The sequence below is a fragment of the Duganella sp. GW821-FHT07G03 genome (genome assembly GCF_059418605.1).
The window spans coordinates 62,586-82,514 of sequence record NZ_JBWKQE010000005.1 but is presented as its reverse complement, the minus strand read 5'-3'; the positions used below and the strand labels follow the sequence as shown (position 1 = coordinate 82,514).

Here is a 19,929-nt window from a genome sequence, read left to right as displayed (position 1 = left end):
CTCGCCAACAGCTGGGCCAGCCTCATCTGGGCTCAATACCTGGCCGGCGCGTTCGGCGCCGGCGTCGCCTTGCGGATGAAGTCGCGCAGGTCTTCGTTGGACGTGGCCAGGTCTTCCGAACGCAGATACATCATGTGGCCGCTGCGGTAGCCTTCAAAGCGCAGGCGGTCTTTCATCTTGCCGCTTGGATCGAGCTGCCACATGGTGTACTTGGCGTCGAAGTAGGTGCAGGCGCCGTCGTAGTAGCCGGACTGTATCATCACCTTCAGATACGGATTGGCGGCCATCGCCAGGCGCAGATTGTCGCCGGTTTTTTCGTTCTTGAAATCCCATGGATGGACGTCGCCGAACAGCGCGTACTTGAGGTCGGTCTTGAACTGTAGCTCGTTGCGCAAGTACTGGTTGATGGCTGGCGTGAACGAATGCAGCCAGGAACTGAGCTCGGCGTTGTAGTCGGGCGCGTTGCCGCTATCGCTCTTGTCGATGCCCAGGTAGCGCGAGTCGAGGCGGCCGACGGTCTTGCCCTGTGCGCGCAGCAACTCCTTCCAGAAATGCTCGGGCGGCACCACCAGATTGTGCTGCAGCAGGAAAGTCTCGGACAGTCCGGAGTAGCGCGCCATCTTCGCGGCGATCTGGGCTTTTTTCTGCGGGTCGAGGAAGCCGCCCTTGGCCAGCGCCGGCAGCAGCTCATCGACGGTGAAGGCTTCGACTTCCGGCAGCACATCTTTCAGGTCGCGGCTTTGCAGGTCCGCCGGCAGCACTTTCTGGTACCAGGCGGTGGCGGCGAAATACGGCAGCGCCAGCGCCTCGCCCACCGCGCCTTCGCGCTTCAGGCCCAGCTCGGTTGGCGACACCAGCACCACGCCGTTCAGATACATCCACTGCGCGTTCTGCAGTTCCAGCGCCAGGCCGGCCACGCGCGAGGTGCCGTAGCTTTCGCCGATCAGATACTTGGGCGAGGTCCAGCGGCCTTCGCGCGACACGAAGGCGCTGACCCATTCGGCCAGATAGGCGATATCGGCATTGACGCCGAAGAAGCGGGCGCGGTCGTTCTTGCCGTCCAACACGCGCGAAAAGCCGGTGTTGACCGGATCGATATAAACGATATCCGCGACGTCGAGGATGGAGTGCGCATTGTCGTGCACGCCGTACGGCTGGGTGGGATAGCCTTCGGCGTCGAGGTTCAACAGCTTGGGACCGGTGTAGGCGATGTGCATCCACACCGATGCCGAACCGGGCCCGCCGTTAAACGACAGCACCAGCGGGCGCCGGCTCTTGTCAGCCACGTCGGTGCGCTGGTAGTAGGTGTAGAACAGCGACGCGATCACCTTGCCGTCCTTGTCCCACACCGGCTGGGTACCGGTTGTTACTTTGTATGGAACGTTCTTGCCCTTGATGACGACCTGCGCCGTTTTGCTGACCTGGGTGTCGGCCTTGAGTACGCGCTCATGGGCCAGCAGGTCGGCGGCGCGCTCCTTGCCGAGCGCAGGCGCGGCGGCCGCGGCGGCGGGCGCGGGCGCAGCGGATTCCGCATCTTGCGCGGAGACGGTCGCGCTCAACACCAGCAGCAACATGGCAAGCTTGGATTTCATACACAACTCCCGGAGGTGAAATAACCAATAGTAGTTCAGCTTCGGGTTTGCAGTCCAGTTTGCTGTCGCTCAGGTTTTGGCTGCGGCTTCAGCCGCCCGCACATCGACCATCGCGATCACCAGATCGGCCTCGGCCAGCATCGTCTTGACCGGGAAGCCATCCTCCAACGCCACCACGGCGCCGGCGGCGATCTTCTCGTTGCCGCTTGGCGAATTCGGTATGAAGGCGAACTGTGGGAACCTGGTCTCGCCGTGTTGGGCGATGTCGCGCAAGGTGCGCGGGGCGGCGCGCAGCAGGCCGTTGCGGACGTGGCGCTGGCGCTCTTCGTTGCGCTCTTTCAGCAGCGCCGTCAGGCGTTCAACTTCCTTGTGCAGACGGTCGGACTCGGTTTGCAGCTTGCGCAGGTCGTCGTCGCTGAGCGCGTCTTCCCATTGTGTCAGCTTCAGCAGGCCGCGTTTGTGCAGGCCCTGCCGTTGCAGGTCCAGGTCGACCGTGGACAGGCGCAGTTGATGCGCTTCCAGATCCTGTTGTTCCTTCACGTCGCCGTTGGCGCGGTGCCATTTGTCGCTGAAATCGAACACCAGGCCGTCGAAGTAAAAATACATCGGCAGGCCCTGTTCGATCAGCTGGCTGGAGGTCTTGTTCCAACGGCTGGCCAGTTCGGCCAGCGTCAGGGTGACAGGTTCGATGATGGGCATGGTTCTAGCTCGTAAATTCCAAACCCGGATTTTCTCACAGACGCCGTCCGGCCATCCGCCGCACGCCTCAGCGCAGGCGCTTGCGCATGAAAATGGTCGCTTGCGGATTGTCGTTATAGCGTTCGCAGCGTTCATAGCCCAGTTGTTCGTACAGCCGGATCGCCGCGTGCAGGTCGTCCTTGGTGTCGAGGTAGACGGCGTCGTAGCCGGCTTGCGCGGCGTGGCTTTCCAGCGCCTGCATCAGCGCTTCGGCCAGGCCGCGCCGGCGGAAGCGCTCGGCCACGTACAGGCGCTTGCACTCGGTCGCGCCGGCCACTTCCGCCAGCGCACGCATGGCCACGCAGGCGGCCGCTTCGCCGTCCACATAGGCGATCCACATGGCCGAGCTGGCGTCATTGAGGAAGGCGCGGATGGCCTCGTCGTCGTCGCGCAGCACGACGTTGATGACGTCGAAATACTCGACCAGCAGATGCCGCGCATCGTCGAGCTGGGCGGCGGTGGCGCGGACCACGCGCGTGGCCGGGGTCGACAGGATGTGCTGCACCTTGCGCATCGCCTCCAGCAATTCCGTGCGCTGCGATGCGCCCAGCTGGCCCAGCATGCGCACCGTTTCCGCCGAGGCGCGATGGTTGATGTCGGCGATGACGGCCTGGCCCGCGTCGGTCAGGCTCAGCAGGGTGGCGCGCTTGTCCTGCTCCGAGCGCACGCCGTTGATCAGGCCGCGCTCGCCGAGCGAACGCACCAGGCGGCTCATGTAGCCGGCGTCCAGGTCCAGCTTGTTGCGCAGATGGTTGGCGGTGCAGCCGGGATTCATCGACAGTTCGTACATGACGCGGCCTTCGCTGAGCGAATAATCCGTGTCCAAGTAGCGCCCGCGCAGCAGGCCCAGGTGTACGGTGTAGTAGCGATTGAATTGCCGCACGATGTCGGCTTGCTGTTGCATGTCCTGGGGCATGGGTTTCTCCTGATGCTTGCTTTTGGCAACTATATCGACGAAGGGCGGTGCAGTCAACCGGAGCTGCATGTAAAATGACAGCTTCCATTAGCGGAGTAGCGACGATGATGTTTTTAAAAGTTCCGTTTGCGGAAAAAGACGAAGCCAAAGCCCTGGGCGCGCGCTGGAATGGCGAGCGCAAGGCGTGGTACGTTCCCGACGGTAAGCCGACCGAACCCTTCGAACGCTGGCTGGCGCCCGGCGGCGCCGATTTCGTGCCGGCCAAGGCCTCGGTGGCACCTAAAGCCAAGCCGCTGTCGGTCGATTCGTATGTGGGCAAGTCGGTGGTGGGCAAGTTCTACCAGGAGCTGCCGCACGACTGCAATCCCTTCGAGGCCTGCCCGGTCTGCGCGCCGGTGCTTGCCAGCTCCGGCTGGCAAGCCGCCCATGACAGCGTCGACCAGATGCTGTCGGCGCTGCGCGCCTGACCTGCAAGCCCATGCAGAGCGCGCCGGTTTTTCGCACCCATGATGCGGCGAGCCGGCCGGTCGCCGCCATCCGGCATCCCGATGATGTGTTCGAGACCTTGTTTCAAAGCATACAGGGCGGCGAACAGCATGTGCGGCCGCCGCTGGAGCTGAGGCCCGATTCCCCCTTCCTCACATTTATCGAAGTCGGCTACGCGCTGCGCGCCTGCCTGGAAGACAAGTCGCGCCGCGATTACCTGGTGCAGCGCTTGCGTCCGCACGTGAGCGCGATCATCGGCACCTTGCCGGCCGGCCTGCTGCCGCAGGGAATGCTGCCGCGCACTGCGGCGCCGCCCGGTTTTCGTCCGCTGGAGCAGATCGGCGACGCGGAAGTGCGGGCCTGGCTGGTGGAGGACGGCGGCCTGATCTACGGTGAGCTGCAACGCCATGAACTGGATAATTACTTCGATGCGATCGCCGCGGTCATCCGTCCCGGCGGCGTGATGGTCGACTTGGGCAGCGGGCTGGGCAAGGTGGTGATGTCGGCGGCGCTGGCGTTTCCGTTCCAGCGCTGCATAGGCGTCGAGTTGATCGGCTATCGGCACGCGATGGCCGTGCAGCGCCTGCACAACTTGCTGGCGCTGGCAGGGAGGGCGCTGGCGGTGTTGCCGTCGCCGTTGACGCCGGAGACGCCGCTGCGGCTGCCGTTCGGCGGCGAGGCGAACGGCAGCCACCTGCTCGATCTCGCTTCCCGCATCGCCTTTATCGAGGCGGATATGTTCCGGGTCGATGTGCGCGGCGCCAGCCTGGTGTTCATGTACAGCACCTGCTTCGGTCCCTTGATGGACGCGCTGGGCGACAAGCTGGCGCGCGAAATGCAGGAAGGCGCCCTGGTCAGCACGACCACCTATCCCTTGAAGCATCCGGCGTTCAAGTTGCTGTGCAGCTTCCCGGCCGGCACCCTGGCCTGGACTAATGTGATGCTTTACCAGCGCACCGGGCCGCTGGAGAATGTGGCGACTACGGCGGCGGCCGTATATGAACCCGACCCGGCCGCGTGGGAAGAGCGGGTCCGGCAAGAGTTCGCGGCCATGGACAATGGGGCCTTAAAGTAGCCATTTGCGCGCTGTAGTGATCATATTGTCAGACAAAGCGCGCGTCAGCGCCGTCTGGATATCCCAGCGGTGCCAGATCAGCGGCACATCCAGCGTGTCGCCCGGCGTCATTTCCACCAGCGTTCCCGCCTTCAATTGCTGCTCGCACTGCAAGAACGGCACCATGCCGTAGCCGAAGCCCGCCTCGATAAACCGTACAAAACCATCCGAACTGGCCAGCGAATGATGGGGGTAGTGACCGCTGTAGCCGGTGCGGCGGGCGATGTAGCGTTCTTGTAGAGCATCTTTGCGGTCGAAATTCAGCGCCGGCGCCTGTTGCACGGCGGCGGCCGTCATGCCGTCCGGGAACCAGCGTTGGGCGAATGCCGGACTGGCGACACAGTGATAGCGCATGATGCCCAGCGGTGTTGATGTCGTTCCGGCAACTTGCGCCGATTCACTGGTCACGCAGCCGAATACCCGGCCTTCCCGCAGCATGGTCAGCGTGTGGTCCTGGTCGTCCAGGCGGATGTGCAGCAGGCACTGGCCGCTGAGCATCAGCGGCGTTACCGCTTCCTGCACCCAGGTCGCGGCGCTGTCGGCGTTGACGGCGATGGCGATCTCCGGCCGCGCCTCGCCCGAGTCCGGCCGGTGGAGCAGCGCCGCCTCCAGCAGGCGCACCTGGCGGTAGTGGGCGATCAGCCGCTGGCCGGCTTCGGTGGGTACGGGCGGTTGGCTGCGCACGATCAGCAACTCGCCGGCGCTGTTTTCCAGCATGCGTATCCGCTGCGAAACGGCGGATTGGGTGATCGATAACGCCAAAGCCGCCTTGTCAAAGCTGCCATGGTCGATGACGGCATCCAACGCCGCCAGGCCGCGATAGTCTATCTGCTTCATTAGCCGCTCTAATATTTGGTCAATAATATTAATTATACTTATCTTTGCGAGCTGGGTAAGCTGTCGCCATCATTCAGGGAGAAAAATATGGAAGCCACTGCTTTTTTAAAAGGAATTGGTCTGGGAGGCAGTCTGATCATTGCAATCGGTTCGCAAAACGCTTATTTGCTGAGGCAGGCGTTGAAACGCGAATTCGTATTGACTTGCATTGCGATTTGCGTCATCTGCGATGTGGTCTTAATTGGTGCGGGCGTGGCCGGCATGGGGCAGCTGATTACGCAAGCGCCGGCGCTTTTATTCTGGATTAAGATCGCCGGCGCCGGATTTTTATTTTGGTATGGATTGCGAGCAGCCCGGTCGGCGTTGAATCCCGGCGCCATGGAGGCCGGCGATAACGTGCCGGCCAGCGATCGCCGCACGGTTATCGCCGCCATGTTGGCGTTCAGTTTATTGAATCCCCATGTATATCTGGATACCGTGGTGTTACTCGGTTCGATAGGCGGGCAGCAAGCAGGTAATGGACGCCTGTATTTCGCATTGGGCGCCATGTTCGCTTCTTTATTATGGTTTAGCACCCTGGGAGTGGGTGCCCGTTATTTAACCCCGGTATTCGCCAAGCCGCGCGCATGGCAGTTACTGGACGGCGTGATTGCACTGGTCATGTGGGGCCTGGCTATTTCCTTATTCGCTTGATGGTTGGGAATCGATCGGCAATAAGGCTGACGGATCCAGTGGGTCCGCCAGCGCCTGTCCGCGCGCTGCGCCTGATGGGCAAGCCAAGCTCAAAACTGGCTAGTACGTGCCAATTTTTGGCATAAAAAACATGGTTCCCGGGGCTTTTTCGGATGGACGGGCGCATTGTGCTAATCGGCAACACTGTATCCGGCCCGAGATACCGCCAGCGCAGCCGTTCAGCATACAATGGAGATAATCACCTCAATACAGTTCTTCAGGATTCCGGGCCAGAAGACGGCCGATATATATGAGCACGGACCTCAGTAATTACGCCCATCTCTCCGCAGTAGCGGCCGCTTTTGCGGCGGACGCTATTCTGAGTACATTGCTTATTTTCCTTTGGCTGATGCAGCGCAAGGAAAAGCACGCCCTGTTCTGGGGGCTGGGGCAGTTGTCGGTCATGAGCGGAATAATTGTCTGGTTCATCGGCGACAGGGTATTATCCGAATCCCTGCGGATTCAACTGTGCGCCGTATTGCTGACCGCCGGTCTGTTAGGGTATTGGAGTGGAACCAAGTTTTTCCTGGGCGAGCTATACCGTTATCAAATACGCTGGATATTACCCGTTGGTATATTAATTGCCGCGATATCCGGTGCCGTATGGTTTAGTAATCCGGATATTATCGCGCCCGGCAGCGCCACCATATTAGGCGCGATGATGCTGTGGTGCGGTCAACGCCTGATCAAGAATAAAAACCGCTATCGCCTGTTGGGCATTACCCTGGTTTTGCGCGGGGGGTTTAACCTCCTGAGCGCGGTAACGCTGGGCCCCGAGTTATATTTGATCTGGTTTGTCGGCACGACGATATTGAAAACCCTCAGCATGCTGGGTTTGATTTATGCGGTGCAGGATGAGATCCAGCAACGCTATGCCCGCACCATCGATAGCCTGAGTAATGGTTTTTTAATCCGCGACCGCCGTGGCTATGTCATGGTGGCCAATGAGCGTTGCGCCCGTTTACTGGGTTTCAACCGTCCGGCCGACTTGATCGGCCGCCATGTCACCGATCTGCTGCCTGGCCTCACCCGTGAAATGGCGGACCAGTATTTCAGCCTGTTCGTCACCGAGGGCGTCCAGTACCCCATCGTCGATATCGCCGTCGTGACTTTGCATAATGGCAATAAACTGCCGCTTGAGATGCTCGGTTCGCCCTACGAAGAGCGCGGCCGGGTGTACTGCCTGGTCCAGTTGCTGGACATCAGCGAGCGCAAAAAGAAGGACGATCTGCTGTATCAGGCGGCCCGCATCGATCCCGTCACCGGCTATTTCAACCGCCATGCGCTGTCCAAACGGCTGGAAGAAGAGCTGGCGAATGCCGCCTTCGACCGCCACGAATGCGCCGTGCTGTTCATCGACCTGGACAAGTTCAAGCGCGTCAACGATTCCTTCGGCCATGCCGTCGGCGACGAATTGCTGCGCCAGTTCGCGCGCCGCCTGCACGCCATCCTGCGGCGGCAGGACGTGCTGGCCCGCTTCGGCGGCGACGAATTCATCGTCATCCTGCCCGGCCTGCCGCTGGGAGCCAGCGAGCAAACCGCCAGCGACTGCGCGGCCGGCATCATCGCCACCATGTCCGACAGTTTCAACCTGTTGCACCACGCGATAGGCGTGTCGGCCAGCGTGGGCGTCGCCTGCTATCCCTTGCACGGCACCGATAGCGATACGCTCATCCGCAACGCCGACATCGCCATGTACGAAGCCAAGAAGGCAGGCCGCGGCGAAATGCGTTTCTTCAACGACGCCATGAACGCCGCCGCCAAGGATGCGCTGGTGATCGACGGCGCCTTGCGCGGCGCCATCGAGGCCGGCGAATTCCATCTGGTCTACCAAGCCATCACCAATTCCCACACCGGCAAACTGACCAAGGTGGAGGCGCTGCTGCGCTGGGACAGCGCCTTGCTGGGAGCGGTTCCGCCGGACCGTTTCATACCAGTGGCCGAAGATAGCGGCATGATCGTCGAACTTGGCACCTGGGTGCTGAACCAGGCCTGCCGCCAGGTGGCGCAGTGGAAGGCCAGTCCGCTGGGCGAGATCACCATCAGCATCAACGTCTCGGCCTGGCAGCTGGCCGATCCGGCGTTCGTCGGGCTGGTGCGGCAGGCGCTGGCCAGCAACGGCCTGGCGGCGCGCCAGCTGGAGCTGGAGCTGACCGAGCGGGTGCTGATCGACGATGGTGGCCACGTGCAGGCGGTGCTGGCGCAATTGCGCTCGCTGGGCGTCAGCATTTCGCTGGACGATTTCGGCACCGGCTATTCCTCGCTCAGCTACCTGACCCAGTTCCACCTGAACACGCTGAAGATAGACCGCGCCTTCGTCATGGATATCGAGCACAGCGAGCGCAGCAACAACCTGGTGCACGCCATCATCGCGATGGGGCACAGCCTGGGCTTGCAGCTGGTGGCGGAGGGGGTGGAAACCGCCGGCCAGGCGGCCATCCTGGAGAAAATGGGTTGCCACTACCTGCAGGGCTACCATATTTCCCGACCCATACCGGCGGAGGAACTCCTTGTTTTTGCGGACGGCCTGCTAGCCAGGCCGCACATTGACAACTTCGCTATCTAGTCTCGGCCGCCGCGGGCAGCTTTTGCGCCGCTTCCTCGGCGGTCAAAATCCAGATGCGGTCGATATTGCCCTGGCTATCCACCGTGTAGTTGACCACGATGTCGCTGCCGCGTAGGGCGGCCGGCATGTCGATCATATTGTCGCGGTTGAAGATGCGCGCGGCCGGCGACAGCTGGCGCGGCTTGCCGTCGATGCTCACCTCGGGGAAGTAGCCGGGCGTCATCTTCCCGCGCAGGGCCTTGGCCGGAAACGGCCGCTCGAACGCCAGCGCCGACAGCGACAGCAAACCCGCCACCAGCAAGGCACAGAATCGCAGCATAGGTGAGCTCCTCAAACGATGAGGCCCCAGCTTACCCGATTATTTTCCCAGCGTGGCGAACATCGCCAGCACGGCGGCCGCCATCACGCCGGTGCACAGCCAGCCCAGCACGCTGAGCCGGCGCGGGATCACCAGCTTGCCCATCACCGCCGGCCGCGCCGCCAGCAACATCACCACCGCCATGATGGGCACCGAGATCACGCCGTTGAGCACCGCGCTCCAGTACAGCGCCCGGATCGGGTCGATATCGGTGAAGCACAGCGCGGTGCCGATGACGGTGGCGCCGATGATGATGGAGTAGAACTTGGGTGCGCCGGAATATTGCAGCTCCAGGCTGTTCTTCCAGTGCATGGCGCCGGCGATGGCGTAGGCGGCCGAGCCGGCCAGTACCGGCACCGCCAGCAGGCCGGTGCCGATGATGCCCATGCTGAACAGCGCGAACGCGAAGTCGCCGGCGATCGGCCGCAGCGCCGAGGCCGCCTGGGCCGAGGACGCGATATGCGTGATGCCGTGCGCGCCCAGCGTGGCGGCCGTGGTCAGCATGATGAACAGCGCCACCAGATTGGAGAAGCCCATGCCGATCACGGTGTCGGTCTTGATGCGCTGCAGGTTGCGCGGCGCCTGCTCCTGGGCGTGCTTGAGCGCCCGGGCGCCGGGTTCGGCGTGCAGGTCCTCGACTTCCTGCGACGCCTGCCAGAAGAACAGATAGGGGCTGATGGTGGTGCCGAAGATGGCCACCACCGTCGTGATGTAGGCCGCCTGCCAGGACAGCTTGGGCAGCAGCGCCTCGTGCAGCAGGGTCAGCCACGGCAGCTTGAGCGTCAGCGCGGTGGCGACATAGGCCAGCAGACTCAGCGTCAGCCACTTCAGCACCTTGACGTAGCGGCTGTACGGCAGCGTCACCTGCAGCGCCAGCGACAGCAGGCCGGCCGCCGCCGCATACCAGTGCGCCGGGCCGCCGGCCAGCAGCGCGACCGCCTGGCCCATGGCGGCGATGTCGGCGGCGATGTTGATGGTGTTGGCCACCAGCAGCAGGCCGACCAGCAGATACAGCAGCGGCGCCGGGAAGTGGCGGCGGATATTGGTCGCCAGGCCGTGCCCGCTGACGCGGCCGATGCGCGCGCTGACCGCCTGGATGCCCACCATCAGCGGATAGGTCAGCAGCACGGTCCACAGCATGCCGTAGCCGAACTGCGCGCCGGCTTGCGAATAGGTGGCGATGCCGCTCGGGTCGTCGTCGGCCGCGCCGGTGATCAGGCCCGGCCCCAGCTTGCTGAGCCAACCTTGCTTGGCGGTGTGCGGCGGCGTGGTCATGTCCATGAAATCTCCCTGTTGACCATCATGCTAAGGCGGACACCAGCCGGCGGTCCGTACGCTCGCGTACTTATCCTGGGTGTATAAATGTTGCCATGTCACCAAGTTGTCACACTCCCGTCATCGCTGCGTCACATGCAGTTCCTACAATCTTGCGAGTTTAGTTTCCAGTCTAAGTCCACACTAACCAGCAAGAAAGAAGAACAAATCATGCAACAGCGCTTCCCTCTGAAACCTTTGTGCCTGGTGGTCCTGCAAGCCCTGGCGTGCCAGACCTACGCCTACGCCGCCGACGCGGTCGATGCATCCGCCGACAGCTCGGTCGCCGGCGCCATCGTCGGTCCCGTGCAAACGGTGGAAATCACCGGCCGTGGCCAGTCGCGCCAGGTGCAGAACATCAACAAGGCCGACCTGGCCGAAGCGCTGCCGGGCACCAGCCCGCTGAAAGTCCTGGAAAAACTGCCAGGCGTGAACTTCCAGTCCGCCGATCCGTTCGGCGCCTACGAGTGGTCGACCCGCTTCAGCGTGCGCGGCTTCAACCAGAACCAGCTGGGCTTCACGCTGGACGGCGTGCCGCTGGGCGACATGAGCTACGGTAACAACAACGGCCTGCACATCAGCCGCGCCATCTCGTCGGAAAACGTCGGCAACGTCACCGTGTCGCAGGGCGCGGGCGCGGTCGGCACCGCCTCCACCAGCAACCTGGGCGGCACCGTGCAATTCTTCACGCTGGCCCCCAGCGATGTGCGCGGCCTGACCTTCGCGCAAACCTTCGGCAGCGACTCGACCTCGCGTACCTTCGCCCGCGTCGATACCGGCCTGATCAACAACGCCGTCAAGGCCTACATCAGCGGCACCCGCCAGCGCACCGACAAGACCAAGGGCGAAGGCGGCCAGGACCAGGATCAGCTGAACTCCAAGTTCGTGTTCAACTTCGGCGAAAACAGCCTGACCGGTTTCCTCAACTATTCCGACCGCCGCGAAGTCGACTACCAGGACGTGTCGCTGGAAATGGTGCGTCGCCTGGGCTACGGCTGGGACAACTACCAGCCTGACTGGCAGCGCGCAGTGGACGCGGCCAAGAACAAATTCAGCGGCGGCGTCAACAGCCTGGACGACGCCTACTACTCGGCCGGCGGCCTGCGCAAGGACACCATCGGCGGCCTGACCTTGGCGCTGAACTTCGGTCCGTCGATCGAACTGAAGACCACCATCTACCACCACGACAACGAAGGCCAGGGCCACTGGTACACGCCGTACGTGGCGACCGACGCCGCCAACCCGATCTCGCTGCGCACCACCGAGTACTCGATCGGCCGCGACGGCGTCACCAGCGACCTGACCTGGGAACTGGGTAGCCACACCATCACCGCCGGCCTGTGGGGCGAGCGCAGCAACCACAACGTCAGCCGCAACTACTACAAGGTGACCGGCCCGGCCGACACCATGTTCTTCCTGTCCAATCCCTTCCGCACCGACTTCAAGCAGAACTTCGTCACCACCACCTCGCAGTACTACGTGGCCGACACCTTCAGCGCCATGGACGGCAAGCTGAAGTTCAACGCCGGCTTCAAGGCGATGGACGTCGACATCCATGCCACCAACCTCCTCGGCAGCCGCGCCGCCGGCGACCTCGACGCGGAGAAGAAATTCCTGCCGCAGGCCGGCGTCAACTACGCGCTCAGCAGCGACGACGAAGTGTTCGCTTCCGCATCGAAAAACATGCGCGCCTTCCAGCCGGGCGTCAACGGTCCGTTCTCGCAGACCCAGGCCGCCTACAACGCCGGCATCTCCAAGCTCAAGCCTGAAACCTCGGTCAACATCGACCTCGGCTACCGCTTCAAGCGCGCCGACATCCAGGGTTCGGTGGCGGTCTACAACGCCCGCTTCGACGACCGCCAGCTGAGCGTGGCCACCTGCGCCGGCATCGTCGGTTGCCCGTCGACCTTCGTCAACGTCGGCAAGGTCGACACCAAGGGTCTGGAAGCGATCGCCGTGTGGAAGTTCAACCGCGAGATCAGCTGGTTCAACTCGTACACCTTCAACGATTCCAAGTACAAGTCGAACTACCAGGACGGCGTCAACCTGGTGGCCGTCAGCGGCAAGCAAGTGGTCGATGCGCCGCGTTCGCTGTTCAACACCGAAGCCTCGTATGAAAACGGCACCTGGTTCGCCCGCGTCGGCGGCAAGTACACCGGCAAGCGCTACTACACCTACCTGAACGACGGCGGCGTGCCATCGTTCTGGCTGGCCAACCTGTCGGCCGGCTACAAGCTGAAATCGCTGGGCATGCTGAAGGACCTGTCGCTGCAAGTGAACGTCACCAACCTGTTCGACAAGCAGTACATCAGCTCGATCGGCACCAACGGCTTCCAAGCCAGCGATGTCAACGGCACCGCGCAAACGCTGCTGACCGGCGCGCCGCGCCAGGTGTTCATCACGCTGAACGGCAAGCTGTAAATGGACCGTTCGCTGGCCTGCGGCGCGTTGCTGTTATCGGCCGCCGCCACAGCCAGCGGAGCGGCCATCACGCCGATCCAGCACGTGATCGTGCTGGTCGGCGAGAACCGGACGTTCGACAATCTGTACGGCGTGTATGAAGCACGCAAAGGCCAGACGGTGGCCAACCTGTTGTCGAAGAAAATCGTCAACCGGGATGGCACGCCGGGCCCGCGCTTCGCGGACGCGGCGCAGAAGCTGGGCCTGTCCAGCGGCGCCTACACGCCTACGCCGGCATTCACCGGCGTCTACGGCACCTTGCCCCAGCCCTGGGCCTGGGGCGCTTTCGGCCAGCGCCAGGACGTGGCGGACGCGCGCTTCCCGTCCAACCTGCCCAATGGCCCGTTCCAGATCACCCACCACGTCGGCTACGGCGCCCACACCGGCGATCCGACCCACCGCTTCTTCCAGATGTGGCAGCAGGTCGACGGCGGCAAGAACGACTTGTTCGTCTGGGTGGCCGACCAGACCGGTCCCGGCCCCAGCAACCCGGCGCCGCTGGCGCCCGGCAGGACCGGGCAGGGCGCGGTCGCCATGGGCTTCTACAATATGGCGCGCGGCGACGCGCCGCTGTTCAAACGGCTGGCCGACCAGTACGCCATCGCCGACAACTACCACCAACCCATCATGGGCGGCACCACCGCCAACTACTTCGCGCTGGCCACGGCCGATGTCGGCTACTACACGGAAGACGGCCTGGCCGCCGTGCCGCCGGCCAGGCAGATCGAAAACCCGGACGCCCAGCCTGGCAGCAACAACTGGTACACCGAGGACGGCTATCGCGGCGGCAGCTACGTCAATTGCGCCGATCCGGACCAGCCCGGCGTGGCCGGCATCCGCGCGCTGCTGGCGCAACTGCCATACCCGGCCTTCAACGACGGCAACTGCGCGCCCGGCCACTACTACATGGTCAACAACCTCGACCCCGGCTTCGGCCCGCTGGGCGAAGCGCTGCCGCTGGGCCCGGACAAATTCCTGCTGCCGCCGCAGCCGATGCCGCACATCGGCGACGCCATGACGGCCGGCGGCGTGTCATGGAAGTGGTATAGCGGCGGCCGCAACGACGGCAAGAAAGTCGACAAGGAATACTGCGGCATGTGCGACACGCCGACCTTCTTCAGCGCGACAATGAACGGCCCGGACAAGGACAAGCTGGTCGACCTGATGCAGTTCTACGTCGACGTCAAGGACGCCGCCAGCTTCCCGTCGGTGGCCGTGATCGCCCCCTACGACAGCATCTCCGGCCACCCCGGCTATGCGATGGAAACCAGCTTCGACGAACTGGTGGCCGGCGTGCTGGAGCGCGTGCAGGCCAATCCGGCGTTGTGGAAGGACGCCGTCATCCTGGTCACCTTCGACGAGGGCGGCGGCTACTACGATTCCGGCTATGTGCAGCCGATCGACTTCTTCGGCGACGGCACCCGGATTCCATTGCTGGCCATTTCGCCGTGGTCCAAAAAAGGCGCGGTCGACCACACTTATTACGACCACGCCTCGATCGCCAAGTTCATCGAGCGCAACTGGTCGCTGCCGCCGCTGTCGGCGCGCAGCCGCGACAACCTGCCCAATCCCGTCCACGACAAGGGCTCCCCCTACGTGCCGCGCAACCGCCCGGCCATCGGCGATTTGATGAACCTGTTCGACTTCTCCAGCGCCCGCCGCTGACCTGTTGCTGGCGCAACACAGTGCGAGCTTGTCGCTGGTGGCGGGCCCGACATCGTTGCATACTGGACGGCCGCAGGCGGCGATGAGGAGACTCCCCATGAAATGGTTTTACGACCTGAAGATAGCCAGCAAGCTCATCGTTTCTTTCGGCGCCGTGCTGTTGCTGACACTGGTGATGGGCGTGTGTTCCATCCTGTCGATGGGCCAGGTCAATCAAGCCTCGACCGAGCTGGCGGAAAACTGGATGCCCAGCGTGCGCGCGGTGCTGGAGCTGCGCGCCGACGTCGGCGACTACCGGCGCTGGGAGCTGGCGCATCTGCTCAATGAGGATGCGCAAGGCATGGCCGGTTACGAAAAGCGCATGGAAGACACCCTGGCGACTCTCAAGGCGCATCGCCAGGGCTATGAAAAGCTGATCACCAGCCCGGAGGAAAAAACGCTGGCCACTGAATTCGATGCCAGCCTGGCCGCCTTCCTCGGCGAGCACGGCAAGATGATGACTTTGTCGCGCGCCAATCAGAAGGTCGAGGCGCGCGCCGTGGCCAGCGGCGCCTCGGCCAAGATCCTCGGCGAACTGACGGTCACCGCCAACAAGCTGGTCAAGCTCAACGCGGACGGCGGCGACGCCGCCAGCAAGGCCGCCACCGACACCTTCAAGACTGCGCGCTGGACCGCCATCGTGCTGCTGTCGTTGAACATCGTGATCGGCATGGCGCTGGCGATGTGGGTGGCGCGCATCGTCGCCACGCCGCTGCAGGAAGCGGTGGCGCTGGCGCGCGAGGTGGCCGGCGGCGATTTGACGCGCGCCATCGACGTCAAGTCCGCCTGCGAGACGGGGCAGCTGATGCAGGCGCTCAAGGACATGACCGGCAATCTGCAAACCCTGGTCAGCCAGGTGCGCAGCGGCACCGACACCATCGCCACGGCATCGGGCCAGATCGCCAGCGGCAACCAGGATTTGTCGGCGCGCACCGAGCAACAGGCCAGCTCGCTGGAAGAGACGGCGTCGTCGATGGAAGAGCTCACTTCCACCGTCAAACAGAACGCCGACAATGCGCGCCAGGCCAATGTGCTGGCGCAGTCGGCGTCCGGCATCGCGGTCAAGGGCGGCGACGTGGTGGGGCAGGTGGTCGGCACCATGGCGTCGATCAACGAGTCGTCGCGCAAGATCGTCGACATCATTTCCGTCATCGACGGCATCGCCTTCCAGACCAATATCCTGGCGCTCAATGCCGCCGTGGAGGCGGCCCGCGCCGGTGAGCAGGGCCGGGGTTTCGCGGTGGTGGCGTCGGAGGTGCGCAACCTGGCGCAGCGCAGCGCGGCGGCGGCCAAGGACATCAAGCAGCTGATCGGCGATTCGGTGCAGAAGGTGGAGGCCGGCTCCCAGCTGGTGGCACAGGCCGGGCAGACGATGACCGAAATCGTCGCCAGCATCGCCCGCGTGACCGACATCATGGCCGAGATCACCTCGGCCAGCGTGGAGCAGAGCAGCGGCATCGAGCAGGTCAACACCGCCATCGTGCAGATGGACCAGGTGACGCAGCAGAACGCCGCGCTGGTGGAACAGGCCGCCGCGGCGGCCGAGTCGATGCAGGATCAGGCGGCCAGGTTGAGCGAGGTGGTGAGTGTGTTCAAGTTGCTGGCGACCAGCGCGCCGGCGGCCCGTCCGGCGCTGAAGAAGCCGGCCCAGGCCAGCACCGGCGACGAGTGGGAAACGTTCTAGGCAGCGCCGGGATGCCGTTCGCGCCACGCCTTGAGCGCGGCGCGGTAGCGCTCCAGTTCATCCTGGTACATGTCTTCCACGCAGAAGCTGCAGCCGCTGTGGCAGCAGTCGCCCGGTTGCGGCGCCTGCGGCGGCAGCGGCATGGCATCGTCGGCCGCCGCGTCGGCTTTATCTTGATTCGCGTCCATCTCTAGCCTACATCGGCGGCATGGCCAGCAGCGCCATGTTGCGGCCCTTTTCCTTGGCCCGGTACAGCGCGCGGTCGGCCATCTGCACCAGCAGTTCCGGCGAACTATCCTCGGTCGGCACCATCACCGCCACGCCGATGCTGATGGTCAAAATGCCGAACGGCGACTGCGCGTGCGGCAACTGGCGCCGCGCCAGCTCGGCGCAGATTTCCTCGGCCACGCCGAAGGCGTCGGCCGCGTCGGTGGCGGCCGCCAGCAGCGCGAACTCCTCGCCGCCGTAGCGCGCCACCAGGTCGGTGGTGCGGCGGCCGTGCGTGGTGATCAGCTCGGCCACGGTGCGCAGGGTCGAATCGCCGGCCAGGTGGCCGTAGTGATCGTTGTACTTCTTGAAGTAGTCGACGTCCAGCATCGACAGCGCCAGCGTCTGGCCGGTGCGCGCGGCGCGCCGCCATTCGGCCTCCAGCGCCAGGTCGAAGCCGCGCCGGTTGCCCACGCCGGTCAGGCCGTCGGTGGTGCTGAGCGCGGCCAGCTTGCGGTTCGATTCCTCCAGCTCGCCGGTGCGCGCGGCCACCAGCTGCTTCAGCTCGGCCTGGTGGCGGGTCAGGCGCTGGATGCGGATCTTGTAGGCCAGCAGCAGCGAGCCGACGATCAGCACGGCGCCGCCGGCGCGGAACCACCAGCGCTGCCAGAACGGCGGCGTGATGGTGATGTTGAGCGTGGCCGGCTCCGGATTCCACACGCCCAGGTGGTTGGCGGCCTTGACCCGGAACACATAGTGGCCGGGGTTCAGATTGGTGTAGCTGGCGCTGCGGTGGGCGGCGTCGGTCTCGACCCAATCGCGGTCGAAGCCCTGCAGCTGGTAGGCGTAGCGGTTCTCGCTCGGCTCGGTGTAGTGCAGCGCCGCGAACTCCAGCGAAAACACGGTCGCCTGCGCCGACAGGGTCAGCGCGGTGGGCGCGGTCACCGGCCCTTCGGCCTTGACGTTCTCGCCCGGCTTGCCGTCCTGCAGCGAGTGGTTGAAGACGGTGATGTCGGTGATCGCCACCTGCGGCGGCACCGAGCTGGTGCGCACCGCCGACGGCGTCACCGCCGTCATGCCGTGCACGCCGCCGAAGTACAGCACGCCGTTCTCGCCCATCGAGGAGGAGTTGACGGTGTAGCCCTCGGTCAGCCCGTCGGACGCGCTGAAGTGGCTGACCTGGCCGGTGGCCGGGTCCAGCCGGTACAGGCCGGCGATGGTGCTGCACCAGATCTTGCCTTCGCGGTCGTGCTCGATCGACAAAATCTTGGGCGCGCGCATCGCCGCCGCGTACGACTTGAAGCTGACCTGGCCGTCCGCCGCCAGCACCACCAGGTCCAGCCCCTTGCTGGTGCCGACCCAGATGCGGCCTTGCCCATCCTCGTGCAGGCTGGCGATGTTGTCGTCGCTCAGGCTGGCGCGGTCGTTGCTGGCGTGGCGGTAGTGGCGGAACTTGCCGCTGGCCGTGTCCAGCAGGTCGAGCCCGCCGCCATTCCATTCCGAGCCGGCCCACACCCGGCCGTTGCGGTCTTCCAGCACCGCCGAGGTGCCGTTGACGCTGCGCGTGCCGGGGTCTTGCGGATCGTTGTAGTAGATCTTGCGGGCGTCGTTCTTGATGTCGTAGCGGATCAGGCTGTTGCCGGTGGCCAGCCACAGCACGCCGCCGGCGCCGGGCGCGATGGCGTTGATGTAGTCGCTGGCGGTGTTGCCGAAGTGGATGACCTGGAAGGCGCTGTCCGGCGTGTCCAGCCGGTTCAGGCCGTTGGAGGTGCCCAGCCACAGCGGCCCTTTGCCGGCCTCGTCCTGGTACATGCTGTAGACGATCGAGTGGCTCAGCATGCCCGGCCGCTTGTCGTCCGCGTGGTAGCTCTTGACGACGGTGCTGGTGGCCGGATCGTACAAGCTCATGCCGACATTGCCGCCCAGCCAGATGCGCCCGCCCGGCGCGCGGGCCAGGCTCAGCAGCGCGTTGCTGGCCGGCGCCGAGCGGCTGTCGATGCGGAACGGCACGTGGCGGGTGAAGCCCTCGCTCGACAGGTTGGCCAGGCTGATGCCGTCGGTGAAGGAGGCGATCCACAGCATGCCGCCGCGGTCCTGCAGCACCGCGCGCAGATTGTCGCCGGGCAGGCTGTAGGGATCGTCGGCCGCGTGCACGAACTGATCGAACTCGCCGCTGGCCTCGTTCCAGCGCAGCAGGCCGGCCGACAGGGTGGTGCACCACAAAGTGCCCTTGTTGTCGAGGTTGAAGTTGGTGATGCGGCTGTAGGGCGAGGCGATGGCCTGGCGGCTGTCCCAGTCGCGCTTGCCGTCCCAGCGGATCACGCCCGACTCGGTGCCTATCCACAGCATGCCGTTGCGGTCGAACTGCAGCGCGCGCACGATGTTGACGCGGGCGTCCGGCTTGGGCGCCGGGTCGACCTGGTGGTGCTGGAAGCTGGCCGCGCCGGGCGCCAGGTAGTCCAGGCCGCCGGGCCAGGTGCCGATCCAGACGCCGCCGCGGGCGTCCAGCGCCAGCGCGTTCAGGTCGTTGCTGGCCAGGCTGGCGGGATCGGCGTCGTCGTGGGCGTAGACGGTGAACTGGCCGCTGTTCGGATCGAAATGCTGCAGGCCGCCCCAGCTGCCCACCCACATGCCGTTCTTGCCGTCCGAGATGATGTTCTTGATGATGCGGTGGTTCTTGGGCGCCTTGCCGGGCGGCGCGAACAGGGTGAAGTCGTTGCTCTCCGGGTTGAAGCGCGCCAGGCCGTTCTGGGTGCCGGCCCAGATGCGGCCCTGCTGGTCTTCGTAGATGGCGGACACGCGGTCGTGCGGCAGGCTGCGCGGATCGTTGGGGTTGTTGATGTACTTGACCGCCTGGTAGCCGTTGTAGCGGTACAGGCCGTTGGTGTGGGTGCCGACCCAGATATAGCCTTTGCGGTCCTGCAACAGCGACAGCATCGACGGCTCGTCGCCGCCCAGCGGACCCAGTTTCTTGAAACGCAGCGAGGGCGCGGGCGCGGCCAGCGCGTCGGCCGAGGGCAGCCAGGCCAGCAGGGAGGTCAGCAACAACAACAGTGACAGCAGGAGGGAAGGGCAGCGGCGCAGCACGTGCATGTAGAGGATATCCGGTGGCGTAACGGGTTGCGCGTGCGGAGCAGCGCTCGATTTAATCAGCTAATCTGGTCGGATTGGCTATTATACATACCATTGATGCAAGGGTTTTAATATAAAAGCCGGTGGTT

General features: G+C 64.3%; 15 protein-coding genes. 7 read left to right on the top strand and 8 right to left on the bottom strand.

Annotation, left to right across the window (positions count from 1 at the left end):
* Positions 1-32: 32 nt before the first annotated feature.
* The 3 genes from AC07OK_RS08985 to AC07OK_RS08975 form a co-directional block, all read right to left on the bottom strand.
* The gene (locus AC07OK_RS08985) at positions 33-1,592 is read right to left on the bottom strand and encodes a S10 family peptidase (RefSeq protein ID WP_494689987.1); all 1,560 of its coding nucleotides are present in this window, start codon (positions 1,590-1,592) and stop codon (positions 33-35) included.
* 69 nt (positions 1,593-1,661) lie between these two features.
* Positions 1,662-2,291 carry a hypothetical protein gene (locus AC07OK_RS08980; RefSeq protein ID WP_494689986.1) on the bottom strand — a complete coding sequence of 210 codons (630 nt, stop codon included), beginning with the start codon at positions 2,289-2,291 and terminating at the stop codon, positions 1,662-1,664.
* 67 nt (positions 2,292-2,358) lie between these two features.
* Complete coding sequence (locus tag AC07OK_RS08975; protein WP_494689985.1) at positions 2,359-3,246, bottom strand: bifunctional helix-turn-helix transcriptional regulator/GNAT family N-acetyltransferase; 888 nt, start codon at positions 3,244-3,246, stop codon at positions 2,359-2,361.
* A 104-nt stretch (positions 3,247-3,350) separates the two neighbouring features.
* Here AC07OK_RS08975 and AC07OK_RS08970 point away from each other — a divergent pair, with 104 nt between their 5' ends.
* Positions 3,351-3,713 carry a DUF5710 domain-containing protein gene (locus AC07OK_RS08970; protein ID WP_445230050.1) on the top strand — a complete coding sequence of 121 codons (363 nt, stop codon included), beginning with the start codon at positions 3,351-3,353 and terminating at the stop codon, positions 3,711-3,713.
* A gap of 11 nt (positions 3,714-3,724) precedes the next feature.
* Positions 3,725-4,807 carry a histone methylation protein DOT1-like protein gene (locus AC07OK_RS08965; RefSeq protein WP_494689984.1) on the top strand — a complete coding sequence of 361 codons (1,083 nt, stop codon included), beginning with the start codon at positions 3,725-3,727 and terminating at the stop codon, positions 4,805-4,807.
* Here the strand turns inward: AC07OK_RS08965 and AC07OK_RS08960 are convergent.
* On the bottom strand, positions 4,799-5,683 hold the full coding sequence (locus tag AC07OK_RS08960) for a LysR family transcriptional regulator ArgP (protein WP_494689983.1): 885 nt from the start codon (positions 5,681-5,683) through the stop codon (positions 4,799-4,801). The genes AC07OK_RS08965 and AC07OK_RS08960 overlap by 9 nt on opposite strands.
* Before the next feature lie 87 nt (positions 5,684-5,770).
* Between AC07OK_RS08960 and AC07OK_RS08955 the strand changes: the two genes are divergently transcribed.
* Together AC07OK_RS08955 and AC07OK_RS08950 are read left to right on the top strand one after the other, a co-directional pair.
* Positions 5,771-6,376, top strand: a complete 606-nt coding sequence (locus AC07OK_RS08955) for a LysE/ArgO family amino acid transporter (protein ID WP_494689982.1) — start codon at positions 5,771-5,773, stop codon at positions 6,374-6,376.
* 823 nt (positions 6,377-7,199) lie between these two features.
* Entirely contained in the window at positions 7,200-8,981 is a 1,782-nt protein-coding gene (locus AC07OK_RS08950; protein ID WP_494689981.1) for a putative bifunctional diguanylate cyclase/phosphodiesterase, read from the top strand.
* Here AC07OK_RS08950 and AC07OK_RS08945 read toward each other — a convergent pair.
* Positions 8,974-9,300 (bottom strand): hypothetical protein, encoded by a 327-nt coding sequence (locus AC07OK_RS08945; protein WP_494689980.1) that lies wholly within the window; start codon positions 9,298-9,300, stop codon positions 8,974-8,976. The two genes, AC07OK_RS08950 and AC07OK_RS08945, sit on opposite strands and share 8 nt — an antisense overlap.
* Before the next feature lie 39 nt (positions 9,301-9,339).
* Complete coding sequence (locus tag AC07OK_RS08940; protein WP_494690162.1) at positions 9,340-10,614, bottom strand: NRAMP family divalent metal transporter; 1,275 nt, start codon at positions 10,612-10,614, stop codon at positions 9,340-9,342.
* Positions 10,615-10,824: 210 nt separating this feature from the next.
* On the opposite strand from AC07OK_RS08940, the gene AC07OK_RS08935 reads away from it, so the two are divergent.
* The 3 genes from AC07OK_RS08935 (at position 10,825) to AC07OK_RS08925 (ending at position 16,501) form a co-directional block, all read left to right on the top strand.
* Positions 10,825-13,074 (top strand): TonB-dependent receptor, encoded by a 2,250-nt coding sequence (locus AC07OK_RS08935; protein WP_494689979.1) that lies wholly within the window; start codon positions 10,825-10,827, stop codon positions 13,072-13,074.
* Positions 13,075-14,778, top strand: coding sequence for an alkaline phosphatase family protein (locus tag AC07OK_RS08930; RefSeq protein WP_494689978.1), 1,704 nt, complete (start codon positions 13,075-13,077; stop codon positions 14,776-14,778).
* A 97-nt stretch (positions 14,779-14,875) separates the two neighbouring features.
* Positions 14,876-16,501: a methyl-accepting chemotaxis protein gene (locus AC07OK_RS08925; RefSeq protein ID WP_494689977.1), complete on the top strand. Its 1,626-nt coding sequence runs from the start codon at positions 14,876-14,878 to the stop codon at positions 16,499-16,501.
* On the opposite strand, the gene AC07OK_RS08920 is transcribed toward AC07OK_RS08925, so the two are convergent.
* Together AC07OK_RS08920 and AC07OK_RS08915 are read right to left on the bottom strand one after the other, a co-directional pair.
* A complete protein-coding gene (locus AC07OK_RS08920; RefSeq protein ID WP_494689976.1) occupies positions 16,498-16,689 on the bottom strand; it encodes an oxidoreductase-like domain-containing protein in 192 nt (63 codons plus the stop codon). The two genes, AC07OK_RS08925 and AC07OK_RS08920, sit on opposite strands and share 4 nt — an antisense overlap.
* Before the next feature lie 7 nt (positions 16,690-16,696).
* A complete protein-coding gene (locus AC07OK_RS08915) occupies positions 16,697-19,801 on the bottom strand; it encodes a ligand-binding sensor domain-containing diguanylate cyclase (RefSeq protein ID WP_494689975.1) in 3,105 nt (1,034 codons plus the stop codon).
* Positions 19,802-19,929 lie beyond the last annotated feature (128 nt).